This is a genomic window from Nocardia sp. NPDC051463 (assembly GCF_040681975.1).
Taxonomy (GTDB): domain Bacteria; phylum Actinomycetota; class Actinomycetes; order Mycobacteriales; family Mycobacteriaceae; genus Nocardia.
Genome location: NZ_JBFBAB010000018.1, coordinates 50,537 through 64,540 on the forward strand (window position 1 = coordinate 50,537; position 14,004 = coordinate 64,540).

14 protein-coding genes are annotated in these 14,004 nt (G+C 66.8%); 10 read left to right on the plus strand and 4 right to left on the minus strand.

Features of this window, described 5'->3' with window-relative positions; all coding sequences use genetic code 11:
- Window positions 1–38 precede the first annotated feature (38 nt).
- The 5 genes from AB0M74_RS22580 (at window position 39) to AB0M74_RS22600 (ending at window position 6,054) form a co-directional block, all read left to right on the plus strand.
- On the plus strand, window positions 39–1,850 hold the full coding sequence (locus tag AB0M74_RS22580; protein ID WP_366528245.1) for a nitrite/sulfite reductase: 1,812 nt from the start codon (window positions 39–41) through the stop codon (window positions 1,848–1,850).
- Window positions 1,851–1,913: 63 nt separating this feature from the next.
- Entirely contained in the window at window positions 1,914–2,660 is a 747-nt protein-coding gene (locus AB0M74_RS22585; RefSeq protein ID WP_366528246.1) for a phosphoadenylyl-sulfate reductase, read from the plus strand.
- Window positions 2,657–3,619 carry a sulfate adenylyltransferase subunit CysD gene (gene cysD, locus AB0M74_RS22590; protein WP_366528247.1) on the plus strand — a complete coding sequence of 321 codons (963 nt, stop codon included), beginning with the start codon at window positions 2,657–2,659 and terminating at the stop codon, window positions 3,617–3,619. Before AB0M74_RS22585 ends, cysD begins: the two co-directional genes overlap by 4 nt.
- Before the next feature lies 1 nt (window position 3,620).
- Entirely contained in the window at window positions 3,621–4,916 is a 1,296-nt protein-coding gene (locus AB0M74_RS22595; protein WP_366528248.1) for a GTP-binding protein, read from the plus strand.
- Window positions 4,917–5,226: 310 nt separating this feature from the next.
- Complete coding sequence (locus AB0M74_RS22600; protein WP_366528322.1) at window positions 5,227–6,054, plus strand: sirohydrochlorin chelatase; 828 nt, start codon at window positions 5,227–5,229, stop codon at window positions 6,052–6,054.
- 427 nt (window positions 6,055–6,481) lie between these two features.
- On the opposite strand, the gene AB0M74_RS22605 is transcribed toward AB0M74_RS22600, so the two are convergent.
- Window positions 6,482–6,721 carry a hypothetical protein gene (locus tag AB0M74_RS22605; protein ID WP_366528249.1) on the minus strand — a complete coding sequence of 80 codons (240 nt, stop codon included), beginning with the start codon at window positions 6,719–6,721 and terminating at the stop codon, window positions 6,482–6,484.
- On the opposite strand from AB0M74_RS22605, the gene AB0M74_RS22610 reads away from it, so the two are divergent.
- Together AB0M74_RS22610 and AB0M74_RS22615 are read left to right on the plus strand one after the other, a co-directional pair.
- Window positions 6,714–7,019, plus strand: a complete 306-nt coding sequence (locus AB0M74_RS22610; protein WP_366528250.1) for a hypothetical protein — start codon at window positions 6,714–6,716, stop codon at window positions 7,017–7,019. The genes AB0M74_RS22605 and AB0M74_RS22610 overlap by 8 nt on opposite strands.
- Window positions 7,020–7,474: 455 nt before the next feature.
- Entirely contained in the window at window positions 7,475–8,446 is a 972-nt protein-coding gene (locus AB0M74_RS22615) for a hypothetical protein (protein ID WP_366528251.1), read from the plus strand.
- 119 nt (window positions 8,447–8,565) lie between these two features.
- Here the strand turns inward: AB0M74_RS22615 and AB0M74_RS22620 are convergent, their stop codons facing one another.
- Window positions 8,566–9,201, minus strand: a complete 636-nt coding sequence (locus AB0M74_RS22620) for a TetR/AcrR family transcriptional regulator (RefSeq protein ID WP_366528252.1) — start codon at window positions 9,199–9,201, stop codon at window positions 8,566–8,568.
- 107 nt (window positions 9,202–9,308) lie between these two features.
- Between AB0M74_RS22620 and AB0M74_RS22625 the strand changes: the two genes are divergently transcribed.
- Both AB0M74_RS22625 and AB0M74_RS22630 read left to right on the plus strand, forming a co-directional pair.
- A complete protein-coding gene (locus AB0M74_RS22625) occupies window positions 9,309–10,724 on the plus strand; it encodes an MFS transporter (protein ID WP_366528253.1) in 1,416 nt (471 codons plus the stop codon).
- Window positions 10,725–10,798: 74 nt separating this feature from the next.
- Window positions 10,799–11,497: an SGNH/GDSL hydrolase family protein gene (locus AB0M74_RS22630; RefSeq protein WP_366528254.1), complete on the plus strand. Its 699-nt coding sequence runs from the start codon at window positions 10,799–10,801 to the stop codon at window positions 11,495–11,497.
- A 109-nt stretch (window positions 11,498–11,606) separates the two neighbouring features.
- On the opposite strand, the gene AB0M74_RS22635 is transcribed toward AB0M74_RS22630, so the two are convergent.
- Both AB0M74_RS22635 and AB0M74_RS22640 read right to left on the minus strand, forming a co-directional pair.
- Window positions 11,607–12,029 carry a hypothetical protein gene (locus tag AB0M74_RS22635; protein WP_366528255.1) on the minus strand — a complete coding sequence of 141 codons (423 nt, stop codon included), beginning with the start codon at window positions 12,027–12,029 and terminating at the stop codon, window positions 11,607–11,609.
- A gap of 298 nt (window positions 12,030–12,327) precedes the next feature.
- Complete coding sequence (locus AB0M74_RS22640) at window positions 12,328–13,269, minus strand: YafY family protein (RefSeq protein ID WP_366528256.1); 942 nt, start codon at window positions 13,267–13,269, stop codon at window positions 12,328–12,330.
- Window positions 13,270–13,365: 96 nt separating this feature from the next.
- On the opposite strand from AB0M74_RS22640, the gene AB0M74_RS22645 reads away from it, so the two are divergent.
- Window positions 13,366–13,770 carry a VOC family protein gene (locus tag AB0M74_RS22645; protein ID WP_366528257.1) on the plus strand — a complete coding sequence of 135 codons (405 nt, stop codon included), beginning with the start codon at window positions 13,366–13,368 and terminating at the stop codon, window positions 13,768–13,770.
- Window positions 13,771–14,004: the final 234 nt, after the last annotated feature.

Below are 14,004 nucleotides of genomic sequence, written 5' to 3' on the forward strand. Positions count from 1 at the left end.
TCAGCACGGATGTTCACCCACCCCGCAGGAGCGACCCCATGACGTCGAGCACCGACGCCGGTCCGACCGATCAGCCTTCGCCGGAGTCCCGGCCCGGGCATCACACTCGCCCGGACCGACCGGCCTCCGAGCGACGCGTGCGGCCGGACCGGCCACGCGCCGAGGCCGGTGCGGCCCAGCGCGCCCGCACCGATAAGCCCGTTCGCCGGAAGGCGGAGGGCCAGTGGGCGCTGGGCTACCGCGAGCCGCTGAACCCGAACGAGCAGTCCAAGAAAGACGACAATCCGCTCAACGTCCGCGCCAGGATCGAGAACATCTACTCGAAACAAGGCTTCGACAGCATCGATAAAGGCGATCTGCGCGGCCGGTTCCGCTGGTGGGGTCTCTACACCCAGCGCGAGCAGGGCTACGACGGCAGCTGGACCGGCGACGAGAACATCGACATTCTCGAGGCCAAGTACTTCATGATGCGCATCCGCTGCGATGCGGGCGCGCTCACTGTCGAGCAGCTGCGCACCCTCGGCCAGATCTCCACCGAGTTCGGCCGCGACACCGCCGACCTGTCCGACCGCGAGAACGTCCAATACCACTGGATCGAGGTGGAGAACGTCCCCGAGATCTGGAAGCGGATCGAGGCGGTCGGGCTGCAGACCACCGAGGCGTGCGGCGACTGCCCGCGTGTGGTGCTCGGCTCCCCGCTGGCCGGTGAATCGCTGAACGAGATCATCGACCCGACACCCGCGATCGACGAGATCGTGCGCCGCTACATCGGCAAGCCGGAGTACTCCAACCTGCCGCGCAAGTTCAAGTCCGCGATCTCGGGCCAGCAGGACGTGGTGCACGAGATCAACGACATCGCCTTCATCGGCGTGAACCACCCCGAACACGGACCGGGTCTCGACCTCTGGGTCGGCGGCGGCCTCTCGACCAACCCGATGCTGGCCCAGCGCGTCGGCGCATGGGTGCCGCTCGACGAGGTGCCGGATGTGTGGGAGGCCGTTGTCTCGCTGTACCGCGACTACGGCTACCGCAGGCTGCGCACCAAGGCCAGACTGAAGTTCCTCATCAAGGACTGGGGCATCGAGAAGTTCCGCCAGGTGCTCGAGGACGAGTACCTGAAGCGCAAGCTGATCGACGGTCCGGCGCCGCAGCAGCCGACCAAGCCGATCGACCACGTCGGCGTGCAGAAGCTGCGCAATGGGCTCAACGCCATCGGCTTCTCCCCTATCGCGGGCCGGGTGTCGGGCACGATCCTGACCAAGGTCGCCGACGCCGCGGCCAAGGTCGGCTCGGATCGGATCCGGTTCACGCCGTACCAGAAGCTGATCGTGCTCGACGTCGCCGACGACAAGGTCGACGAACTCATCGACGAGCTGGCGCCCCTCGGCCTGCAGGCTCGCCCGTCACTGTGGCGGCGCAACCTGATGGCCTGCTCGGGCATCGAGTTCTGCAAGCTCTCCTTCGCCGAGACCCGCAAGCGGTCCCAAGTGCTCGTTCCCGAGCTCGAGGACCGGCTCGCGGATCTCAATGCGCAGCTGGATGTTCCGGTGACCATCAACATCAACGGCTGCCCGAACTCGTGTGCGCGCTCGCAGATCGCCGACATCGGGTTCAAGGGCCAACTCGTCGATGACGGCAGCGGGAATCATGTCGAGGGCTTCCAGGTTCACCTGGGTGGCAGCCTCGGATTCGACAGCGCTTTCGGGCGCAAGCTGCGCCAGCACAAGGTGACCAGCGATGAACTCGGTGACTACATCGAGCGAGTGGTGCGCAATTTCATCAAGCACCGCGAGGACGGCGAACGGTTCGCGCAGTGGGCGGTTCGCGCCGACGAGGCCGACCTGAAGTGATGAGCGTGGCGAACAGCGGCGATCGAGCAGAGCTGTGCGACGGCTCGGTACGGGAGATCTGACATGACAACACAGTTGGCGGGCAAGCTGTCCGAGGACGAGCTGCGGGTGATCGCCGAGCGCGGCGCCGCGGAGCTCGACGGCGCTTCGGCCGTGGAACTGCTGCGCTGGACCGAGGACAACTTCGGCACCGGGTCCAACGGAGCCCACGGCGATCGCGCCGGTTACATCGTCGCCTCGAACATGCAGGACGGTGTGCTGGTTCACCTTGCCGCGCAGGTCCGTTCGGGTGTCGATGTGTTGTTCCTCGACACCGGCTACCACTTCGCCGAAACCATCGGCACCCGGGACGCGGTCGAGGCCGTGTACGGCGTGAACGTGATCAATGCGCGGCCCGAGCATTCGGTGACCGAACAGGATCAGCTGCTCGGCAAGGATCTGTTCGCGCGCGATCCCGGTGAGTGCTGCCGGCTGCGCAAGGTGGTGCCGCTGAAAAAATCGCTCGGCGGCTACAACGCCTGGGTCACCGGCATCCGCCGGGTGGAAGCACCGACTCGGGCCAACGCGCCGCTCATCTCGTTCGACGAGGCGTTCGGCCTGGTGAAGATCAATCCGATCGCCGCCTGGTCCGACGACGAGATGCAGGCCTACATCGAGCAGCACGGCATCCTCGTCAATCCCCTGGTGGAAGAGGGATATCCGTCTATCGGCTGCGCTCCGTGCACACGGAAGCCGGAGCCGGGTTCCGATCCGCGAAGCGGCCGCTGGGCCGGCCTCGCCAAGACCGAATGCGGGTTGCATCAGTCATGACCGAAACCATCGTGGGTGAATTTGTGAACGAATCATCGAACACCACCGAACGTGCCCTTGGCATTACCGAATTCGACACTCTCGCGGCGCTCGAATCCGAGTCGATCCATATCTTCCGTGAGGTGGCAGGCGAATTCGAGCGGCCGGTGATCCTGTTCTCCGGCGGCAAGGACTCGACGGTGCTGCTGCACCTGGCGCTGAAGGCCTTCTGGCCTGCGCCGCTGCCGTTCGCGCTGCTGCACGTGGACACCGGGCACAATCTGCCGGAGGTGCTGGAATTCCGCGACAAGATCGTCGAGAAGTACGGTCTGCGGTTGCACGTCGCGAAGGTCGAGGACTATCTCGCCGACGGACGGCTGACCGAGCGACCCGATGGCATCCGCAACCCATTGCAGACCGTCCCGCTGCTGGACGGCATCGCCGAGCACCGCTTCGACGCGGTATTCGGCGGCGGCCGCCGCGACGAGGAACGCTCCCGTGCCAAGGAGCGAATCTTCTCGCTGCGCAATGCCTTCGGACAGTGGGATCCCAAACGGCAGCGTCCCGAGCTGTGGAACCTGTACAACGGGCGGCACGCACCCGGCGAGCACGTGCGGGTGTTCCCGCTGAGCAACTGGACCGAGCTCGACATCTGGCGCTACATCGCCCGCGAGAACATCGACCTGGCGAGCATCTACTACACCCACGAGCGCCCGGTGTACCAGCGCGACGGCATGTGGATGACGCCCGGCGTGTGGGGCGGCCCACGCGAGGGCGAAGTGCTGGAGACCCGTTCGGTGCGCTACCGCACTGTCGGTGACGGATCCAGCACCGGCGCGATTCTTTCCGAGGCGGCCGACAACGCGGCGATCCTCGCCGAGGTGGCCGCCTCCCGATTGACCGAACGCGGTGCGACCCGCGGTGACGACCGAGTGTCGGAAGCCGCGATGGAAGACCGCAAGCGAGAGGGTTATTTCTGATATGTCCGACCTATTGAGGCTGGCCACCGCCGGTTCTGTCGACGACGGCAAGTCCACTCTGGTCGGACGCCTGCTCTACGACACGAAGTCCGTGCTCGCCGATCAGATCGACGCCGTCACCCGCGCGTCGGTGGACAAAGGTCTGGCCACTCCCGATCTTTCGCTGCTCGTCGACGGGCTGCGGGCCGAGCGCGAGCAAGGCATCACGATCGATGTCGCCTACCGCTACTTCGCTACACCACAGCGGTCTTTCGTGCTCGCGGACACCCCGGGGCATGTGCAGTACACCCGCAATACCGTGTCGGGCGCGTCCACCGCGCAGCTGGTGATCCTGCTCGTGGATGCCCGCAAGGGTGTCATCGAGCAGACCCGTCGCCACGCCGCGGTGCTCGCACTGCTCGGCGTGCCCAAGCTGGTGCTCGCGGTGAACAAGATCGACCTGGTCGACGACGCCGCGACCGTGTTCGCCGAGATCTCTGCCGAGTTCAATCGACTCACCAGCACGCTCGGGTGGGCGAGCGAGGACGTGCAGGAGATCCCGGTGTCCGCGCTGAACGGCGACAATATCGCCACCCGCTCGGCGAACACCCCGTACTACGACGGACCTTCGCTGATCGAGCATCTGGAGTCGGTGCCGGTGGATGCCGACAGCTCGGGTGCGCACGCGCTCGGGCTGCGCTTCCCCGTGCAGTACGTGATCCGGCCGCGCACCGCCGAGTACCCCGACTACCGCGGTTACGCCGGCCAGATCGCGGCGGGTTCGGTCGCTCCCGGCGACGAAATCGTGGTGCTGCCTTCGGGTATCCGTTCCACGGTCGAGCGGGTCGACACCCCCGATGGCGAGCTCGCGGTGGCACAGACCGGGCGCAGCGTCACGCTGATCCTCGCCGACAACGTGGACATTTCCCGCGGCGACATCATCGCCTCGGTTGCCGACGCCCCCGAGCCGATCGACGTCTTCGATGCGACCGTGTGCTGGTTGGGCGACCGGCCGCTGCGCCCCGGCGCCCGGCTGCTGCTCAAGCACGGCACCCGCACCACCCAGGCCATCGTCGTCGCCCTGCTGGAGCGGTTCGACGAGCAGCGCCTGATCGCGGACCCGAACCCGGAGGCGCTGGAACTCAACGACATCGGCCGCATCTCCGTGCGCGTTGCCGAGCCCGTCGCGGCCGACGACTACCGCGTGAACCGGCACACCGGCAGCTTCCTGCTCATCGACCCCGCAGGCGGCAACACCCTGGCCGCAGGCCTGGTCGGCGACGTGCTGTCGGCGGTCGAGGTCGGCACCGGGGTCTGATATGCGGTCCGCGCCAGCTCTTTTCGACTCCGCGCAGGCGCGGACCGCTGCCACGCCTCACCCTGCGGTCGGCGTTCCCGCATCGACGCATACCGCCACAGCCCTCGGCACTTGCGAACCGATCGGGCGCACGCCACCCCGGGCCGCCGCAGCATCCTCGGCCGACACCGCACTCGCTGGGCCGACACCGACATGGTCCGCTGAGGCCCACCCGTCGGCGCCCCACGCCGATCTCTGCACGTCGGCTCGGCCCGGTGCGAAAGCAGTAGCCTTCCCGTTATCCGCGTGGACGGCGGCACCGCGACCGGCACTGATCGCCGTTGCCCACGGCAGCCGCGACCCGCGCTCGGCCGCAACCATGTCCGATGTCGTCGCGCTGATCGCCGCCACACGTCCGGACGTCGACGTGCGGCTGGCGTTTCTCGACCTGAGCACACCTTCGGTCGAGCAGGTCGTCGATGCCGTCGTGGCCGACGGCCACACCCATGCCGTGGTCGCACCCCTGTTGCTCGGCAACGCCTTCCACGCCCGAATCGACCTACCCGGCCTGCTGGACACCGCCCGCACTCGCCATCCACGCCTACAGCTCACCCAGGCCGACGTCCTGGGCCCCGACCCTCGCCTGGTCACCGCCCTCCACGACCGAGCGCTGGAAGCCCTCGCGTGCCGCCCCGCCAGCGCCCCGCACCTCGCGGAGGGTCACTCGGTGCGTGGCACATGGCTGCGGCATATCGCGAGAGACACCCGCCATGGTGTGCCACTCCGCACCCGCACACAGCCACTCGAGCGGATCGGAATTGCGGTGGCCGCAGTGGGGTCGTCGTCGGGGGCTGCCAATGGCCGGACGGCGCTGGTCGCGCAACGGCTGGCCGCTGTGACGGGGTGGCGCACCGAGATCTGCTTCGCCACAACCGAACCCGGTGTCACCGAAGCGGTTTCGCGTCTGTGGTCCCGCGGGGCGGACCATGTCCTGGTAGTCCCCTGGTTCCTGGCCCCAGGCCTGCTTACCGACCGACTGGCGGACAGCGCACCGGAACTCGTCCATGCCGAGGTCATCGGCGCGCACCCCGCCCTCGCCGACATCGTATGGGACCGCTACGACGCCACCTCCGCGTCCACGCTGACCCTCTCGGCCTGAAACCAGAGCTCGCCGACACCGACATCGACCGCCGGCACCATGTTCTCGCCCGCAAGTACGAACTCGGCGTACGAGTGATGTACACGGCCAGTGCGAGCGCCCCGGCAGCGCCGCGGGGCCGAAGTCACCGGACGCCGGACATGGGCCGTGACACCTCGACGGTCGCGTCACGCCGACGGCCGGCCGGGGCGCGACGGTTCGTGATTGTCGACCCTGATGCCCACAGGGCAACCGCGACAACGCGACCTGCTCGGGGATCCGGAACCACAGGGGAGTGGCCGGATCTCCGTTCAACGGAATATCCGAGATCGCTGCGTGGATGTTCGCCGGGAACATCAGAACGAACAGTGCAGCGAGACCGAGGCCGCAGTGCCGTCGGGCACCGGTCACGACCAGACCGACCGCGCCGAGCATTCCAGTACACCGGTCAGGTAGACCATGACGTCCGGAAAGGGAACGACGCCGGAACCATGGCAACCAGATCGTCATCGCTCGGCATCGCGTCGACGGTGTCGGGGATGAAATGGGCGATGCCGGTGACGATGAGCATCACGGCCAGTCCGTGCGCGAAAGACACTCGCCAGGTAGCGAACCGGCGGACGCCGACGACGCCGAGCATGCGGAAACTCAGGGTGGCGGCGATCAACAGCAGCGGTGTGGTGAACACTGTGCGCTTCCAATCCGGGAAAAGCGGGTTATATGAGGTGGATGTAGGCCGCAGTCGCGCGACCTACGTGGTCCGGCTCGATCGGGATGTGCGCCGCGAGCGGCTTCGCCGACGGGCGCGGATGAAGTCGACCGGACAGCTGACCGAGACACAGGCCCGTGTGGCCACCAATGCCCTGGTCTTCGGCTACTTCGCCGCCCTCGAACAGTGGTACCTCGAAGGCGGCAAACGCCCTATCGCCGACTACCGTCGAGGAGGGCATGCGCCCGCTCCGCGCCATCTGGCTGGTAGCCGGTGAGCAGTCGGAGTGACGACCACACTCGCTGGACATCTCACATGGTGATTCTCGTCAGGTGATGCCTAGGTGCCGGCGAGTCGAATGTGGCGGTGCACGAACGCCGATAGCCGCGCGCCGCGCCCTCCTTCCGTCGGCGAGCAGCGAGCGAGGATCGTGCGCAGGCGGAAAACCGCGCCGGCTCTACCCGCGACAACGCCGGGAACCGGTCCCGGATATGAAACCACCAGCGCTACATGATGAGCGGTCCCGCCTCAGCAGCCGCTAAGCGTGACCGCCCTCGCCACTTGCCCTCATGGACCTACCGTTGCGCCAACCACTGAGCGATGGCGCGACCCGCGTGGCCGACGATGCAGTACCCACGTGAGCCACCTCACAGCGGCCAGCCTTGCCAGATACCCCCATGGGGTATAATTTCGATTCTGCCGGAACGAAGAGCAGATCAGAGAGGCCGAGTAATGAGCACTCAGGCGAACACCGCACAGCCCACCACGCCCGTCGACCACGAGGACACTGGCGACCATTCGACACGCGCGACTTCCGGCGCTCACACGGGTCACGACACCCACGCAGGTCACGGCAACCACGCCGCTCATACGGCGCATGTCGCGGCGGCGACCGGCGACCAGACCACCCAGCACGGAACTCACGCGGACCACGCAGGTCACGCGGACCATGGGGATCACAGCGCCCACGCGGCGGCAGGCCCCGGCGGGCTGCAGATCACCCAGGATGGGTACACATTGGCATTGGCGCACACGATCGTGCAGGCGGGTGAGATCGACTTCCGGTTCCGGATTGTCGGGCCCGACGGGCTCGCAGTCACCGAGTACACATCAATCCACGACAGGGAACTGCATCTGATCGTCGCACAGCGGGAGCTGACCGGATTCTGGCATGTGCACCCCGAACGCGCCGCTGACGGCACCTGGTCGGTGCGGCTGAATCTGCCTGCGGCGGGGGCATATCGGGTGTTCACCGATATCGCACCGCGAGCACTCGGGCGGACGATCACGCTGGGCGCGGATCTCGCGGTCGCGGGTGACTACGCGCCGCAGCCCACACCGGAGGCAGCTCGCACCTACGCGGTGGACGGATACGAGGTTGCACTGGACGGAGAGCTGGTTCCCGGTGCGGGCCGGCTCCTCACCCTCACCGTACGCAAGAACGGCGAGCCGGTCACCGACCTGCAGCCCTATCTCGCGGCATTCGGGCACCTCGTGGTGCTGCGCGCGGGCGACCTCGCCTACGTCCACGTCCACCCGAACGGCGAACCCGGTGACGGAGTCACCGCGCCCGGCCCCGAAATCACCTTCCACACAGTGGTTCCCGGCCCCGGCACCTACCGCCTCTTCCTCGATTTCAAGCACGCCGACACCGTCCGCACCGCCGCCTTCACCCTGGCCACCACCGCCACCCACGAACACTGAACCACTGCGGGTGCGGGCCTCGACGCGAGATCCGAACAGCACACCACCACTGAAGTACCTGCGAGCGGGCGCCCATCATCGGGCGCCCGCTTCTGCTTTCACCGATCGAGGTCGACCGATCAGGGGACGGGCTCACCCATGAGGTCGCCGACGATCGCACGAGCGGTGGCAACACCCCAGTCCTCGCCCATCTGCTGGGCGGTGTTAGCGGCGCTGAGCACGGCCTCGATTTCGAAGGCGATGACATCCGCGTCGCGCTCGCCGAGATGACCTTGCGCCTGGGCCCGGCGAATCTCTTTGGCCAGGAACGCGAGCCAGTCCCTGCGATCCTCGGCGATAGCGTCACGGACCGGACCGGGCTTGCTGTCGAATTCGGCGATGGTAGCGACGCGGAAACATCCACCAGGGAAGGTCGGGTCGGTGATGTGCCCGAACCACAGCTCGATCAGGACCCGGAGGCGGTCGTAGCCTCCCGGCTGAGACATGCTCGGCGCGATGACCCGCTCGATGAAGGCCTCGCGGGCCGACTTCACCGCGGCTACCTGCAGCGCCTCTTTGGTGCCGAACAAGGTTGCGATGCCGCTCTTGCTCAGACCCAGATCGGCGGCGAGCCTGCCGATGCTGACTCCGGTCAACCCTTCGACGGAGGCCACTTCCGCGGCATGCCTGGCGATAGATGCCCTGGCCCGTGCGCCCTTGGCCAGGCGTTGATCGGAGCCGGGCTGCAGCTCCGGAGGGGTTGTCGACTCGGCCATGAGCGCCATTGTTCCACCTAGGGGTTGCAAATACGAACGTACGGTCGTACGTTAATTGCACGAACGATCGTACGCTTTGTTCGTCCTCCTCGCTAAAGGATCTCTCCATGACCGAAGTGACCGCGCGGATCGACAATCCGCCGACCACGAACACCGCTGCGCGCACCCTCTTGATCGCATCCGGCGCCGCGTTCATCGCCTTCCTCGACCTTTCCGTCGTCAACATCGCCTTCCCGTCGATCGCTCGTGACTTCCCCAGTACCCCGGCCACTACGTTGACCTGGATCGTGAGCGGCTATGCCGTCGCGTTCGCCGCGCTGCTCACCCCGGCGGGCCGGTTCGCGGACACCCTCGGCAGGCGCAAGCTTTTTTTGATCGCCATGGCCGGCTTCGCGCTGACCTCGCTACTGTGCGGACTCGCGCCGAGCGCGCCATGGTTGATCGCCGGTCGGCTACTGCAGGGCGCGACGGCGGCCCTCATGGTGCCGTCCGCGCTCGGGCTCGTACTCAGCGTCACGCCCCGCGAGAAAATCGGCGCAGCGATCGGAGCCTGGTCTGCCGCAGGCGGATTCGCCGCCGTAGTCGGTCCCGCGATCGGCGGTGCGTTGGTCGAGACGTTCGGCTGGCGCTCGGTTTTCATGATCAACATCCCGATCGCGGTCGCACTCATCGTGTCCGGTCTGCGTATTCCGGTGCCCGACACCCGACAGCCGGGCAGCGCCATGCCCGACCCGCTCGGCACGATCGCCATCGCGCTCGGACTCGGCGGCCTTGTCGTCGGCGTCACCGAGGGACAAGAGTGGGGTTGGCACGCACCGGTCACGCTGATCGCGCTGGTGGGCGGAGCCCTGCTGATCCTCGCCGCACTGCTGCGCTCGACCCGCCACCACAATCCCGCCATCACCGTCCAGCTGTGGCGCAGTAGGCCGTACGCGCTGGCTACGGCTTCGACCTTCGTGTTCGGCGGGAGCATGTTCGCCTGGCTCTTGGCGGGACCGCTTTTCCTCGATGCGATGTGGCAGTACTCGGTGCTGGAATCGGCCGGCGCGTTGACCGTCGGCGCGGTGTCCTCGATGGTGACCGCCACCATCGCCGGTCGGATCACCTCCCCCACCACGCGGCGCTGGGTCGGCGTGCTCGGCGCGCTGATGTACACCGCCACCACAACGTGGATGAGTACCGATGCATTCGATGTGACACCGGCGCTGTGGTCGGCGTGGATCCCTGCGGGACTGCTCGGCGGCGGCGGCGTCGGGATCGTCGTCACGGTGCTCGGCACGGCTGCGGCAAGTTCTCTTCCGCCACAGGAGTTTGCCGCGGGTATCGGAATGAACCTGACCGCACGTCAGGTCGGCGGTGCGCTGGGCATCGCGGTGCTGGCCGCAGTGTTCGCGGCGCATCCCGGCGATCCGCTCGGCGGATTCCACACCGTGTTCGCCATCTGCGCGGCCATCGGTGTTGCGGCCGCGCTACTCATCGCGATCCCGAGCCGCACGCCCGCCACCGCAGCCGCCACGCAGTAGGAGCAAGCATGCCGCACCACAGCTTTCGGCCCGACGACGTCGCCGAACACTCAGCCCGAGACTTGGGAGTCACCTTGACCGACGGTACTGTTCGCACCGAGGCCGATGACCCGATGCTACTGCCCGCCGACGAAGCGCGGCGCCTACTGGTCGGCGCACCGTGGCAGCGTTACGCGGTACTCGGTGACTCCATCGCCCAGGGCGTCGGCGATCCGAGCCCCGGCTATGAGAGCACCGCGTGGGCCGACCGTGTCGCAGGAACGCTTTCGTCGGTGAATCCCGGTCTGGCGTATCTGAATACCGGCCGGATCGGCGCCACCACCGCGCAGGTGCTCGCCGAGCAGCTGCAGCCGGTTCTGGAATTCGAGCCCGACCTGGTACACCTCAGTTGCGGCGGCAACGATTTGTTCCTGCCTGGAGGCAGTGTCGATGAGTTGCGCACGAATCTCGATGCGCTCTTCGGCACGCTGGCCCGCAGCGGCGCTCAGGTATGCACATTCACGCTGGCCGATGTGTGGGAGGTGGAGCGAATGCTGCCGATGCGTCCGATGCGGGACCGGATGGCAGCGCTCAATGATGTTGTGCGTGAATTGGCCGGGCGCTACGACGCGATCCTGGTGGAATTCTGGGATCACCCACTGCGGTTGCGCCCCGAGGTAATGAGCGCCGACCTCATCCACTTCACGATGAGCGGACATGCCGTGGTGGCGGCCGAGATGGTGCGCGCACTCCACAGCCGCTTGTCCACGCGCGCCGAAGAGCACGCACGCTAATTACCCGCGCGGCCATCCTTATTCGACGAAGGCACCCGCAACGACACTGGGCCGTGCCAGAACATTTCTGTCCTGACACGGCCCAGTGTTCGCTGATTCACCCCTGGAATCAGGGCAGCACCTGCGGCACCATCTCCGGAGCGAGCGCACCGACCAGCAGACCGATCACCGTGCCCCACAGCGCACCGGTCAGCGCACCGCTGATCGCACACGGGATCGCGCCGACGAGGAAGGCGGGCAGGCACATGACACCCGCGAGGACGCCCGAGCCCGCCGCACCCGCGAGAGCGCCGCCTGCCGCACCGTTGGCCAGCGGATCGTGGTTCTTCGCTTCCGGATTGGTCGCAATCTCTTCCAGCGGGATCCCGGCGGCCACCGGCGTAACGACCGGCTCGGCGACCAGCTGCACAACCGGTGCGGGCGCCGGAGCGAGCTGCCCCGGATCGGCCGATGCCACACCGGCGAAGGTGACGGCAACCGCCAGCGGCATCGCCGCGGCGACCAGCTTGTTCACGAAGGTCCGACGGACCATGTCTTTTCTCATTTCTCCCCGACCCCCGATATCAAATCGAACGTCTCGAATTACTGTTCGGCTCAGGATGATCCGAACAGCTCAACGTAACGGAGGACTGTTCAGATTTCAAACCGTTCTGCCCGCAACTCTTTTCATCATTGGGAACCCCAGCCCGAGACCACCGTGACACCCGCCGAATCCGAGCGGGAGCGACCGCGCCGATCGAAAAACCCCGGGCACATCGAATTCTTTGCCGATGATTCGAAGGCGAAACATGATGATTCGATGTGCGTGACTCATTCTGCGAATCGGCGATTCAGGTCCGATATCTATCGACGAGTTCGGTGCCGAGCACCGCAAGCTGGTCGCACACCGACTGCGGACCGAGCACTTCTATTTCGGTCCCCCAGCCCGCCAACTGCTGGGCGATCATGCGCGGCGTCGGTGCGGTGATGCTGACTCGGATGCGGCCGTCCTCGACCGGGCCGTCCACCACGCAGTGCCTGCCCTGCTGATTGCGTAGGACGGGCAGTAAGTGCTCCGCGATCAAGGCGGTGGCGGAAGTGGCCGCCCGGCGCTGCTCCATCGCACCGACCACTTCGCCCCATGCCTCGGACAGATCGAAATCGGAGGGGCGGTGGGCTGTTTCGTCGGTGACGAGCGCGTCGAGGATGCGGTCGACGCGGAAGGTGCGCTTACCGCGATCGGTGCCTGCGATGAGGTACCAGGTGCCATCTTTGTCGACCAGACCCCATGGATCGACCAGCCGCTGCGTCTTCTCACCCTTGCGGTCGTAGTCCAGACGCACCTTGTGGCGTTCGACGACGGCCCGCTGCAACCGGCTGACCATTTCTGGGCGCGTCGGATCATGGGCGCCCCAGCGCGCGGGATCGATGACCACGGCGTCGGCCGCGGCCTGCGCATCGTCGCGGAAGGTCTGCGGCAAGGCGCGCACCAGCTTCCGTAGCGCGGACTTCAGTTCGGGTACCGCCTTCGCCGACGGGCCCGCCAGGAGGAACAGTGCGCGCGCTTCCGATTCGTTCAGGCCGCTCAGATCGGTGCGTGCACCGCCGATCAAGGACCAGCCGCCGCCGCGCCCCATCTGCGAGTACACCGGAACCCCCGCCGCCGACAGCGCCTCGAGGTCGCGACGCGCGGTGGCGACCGAGACCTCGAGTTCCTCGGCGATCTCCGCCGCCGTCACCCGTCCGCGCGCCTGCATCAACAGCAGGGTCGCCACCAACCTGTCCGCTCGCATGTTTTTCATTCTGCCCGTAAAAGTGCTCATTCCGTGAGCACTTTGGGTTGGATGATGGTTTTTACAAGAAGACGACCACCGACGAAGGAGACCGAAATGCTGCGTGGAATGGCGACCGTGACGTACTGGGCCGAGGACTTCGAGGGCGCGAAGGACTGGTACACCGAGTTGCTCGGCGTCGAGCCCTACTTCCACGTGCCCGGCGCGTACTACGAGTTCCGCATCGGCGACTACCAGCACGAACTCGGCATCCTCAACCGGCAGTTCGCCCCGGAGGGCGCGCCCACCGAGCCGGGCGGCCAGGTCTTGTACTGGGCTGTCGACGACCTGCAGGCCGCACTGGACCGACTGATGGAGCTGGGCGCGAAGGAGTACCAGCCGGTGCGGACCCTCACCCAGGGATTCGCGGTCGCCTCCGTGGTCGACCCGTTCGGCAATGTGCTCGGCGTGATGAGCAACCCGCACTACATGGAGGTCTTGGCCGAGGCCGCACCCGCGTAGCCGACCCGGCGGGTGGACCCTGCCTGCCGATACCGCGGGTCACCGTGCGTCGGCATGGGGTGCCCACTCGGCCCAGGTCGGGCGGCACGGCATCAGCACCGTGATGAATTCTTCGCACGCGAGCGGGTCGCGTGATGCGGAGTTGCAAACCATCCGACAGACAGAGTCGGGTGTGAGTGACCGTAGCGAATCCGCAGACGGTTTCGGCTGGGACCGACAAGTCCCGTGCTTCGA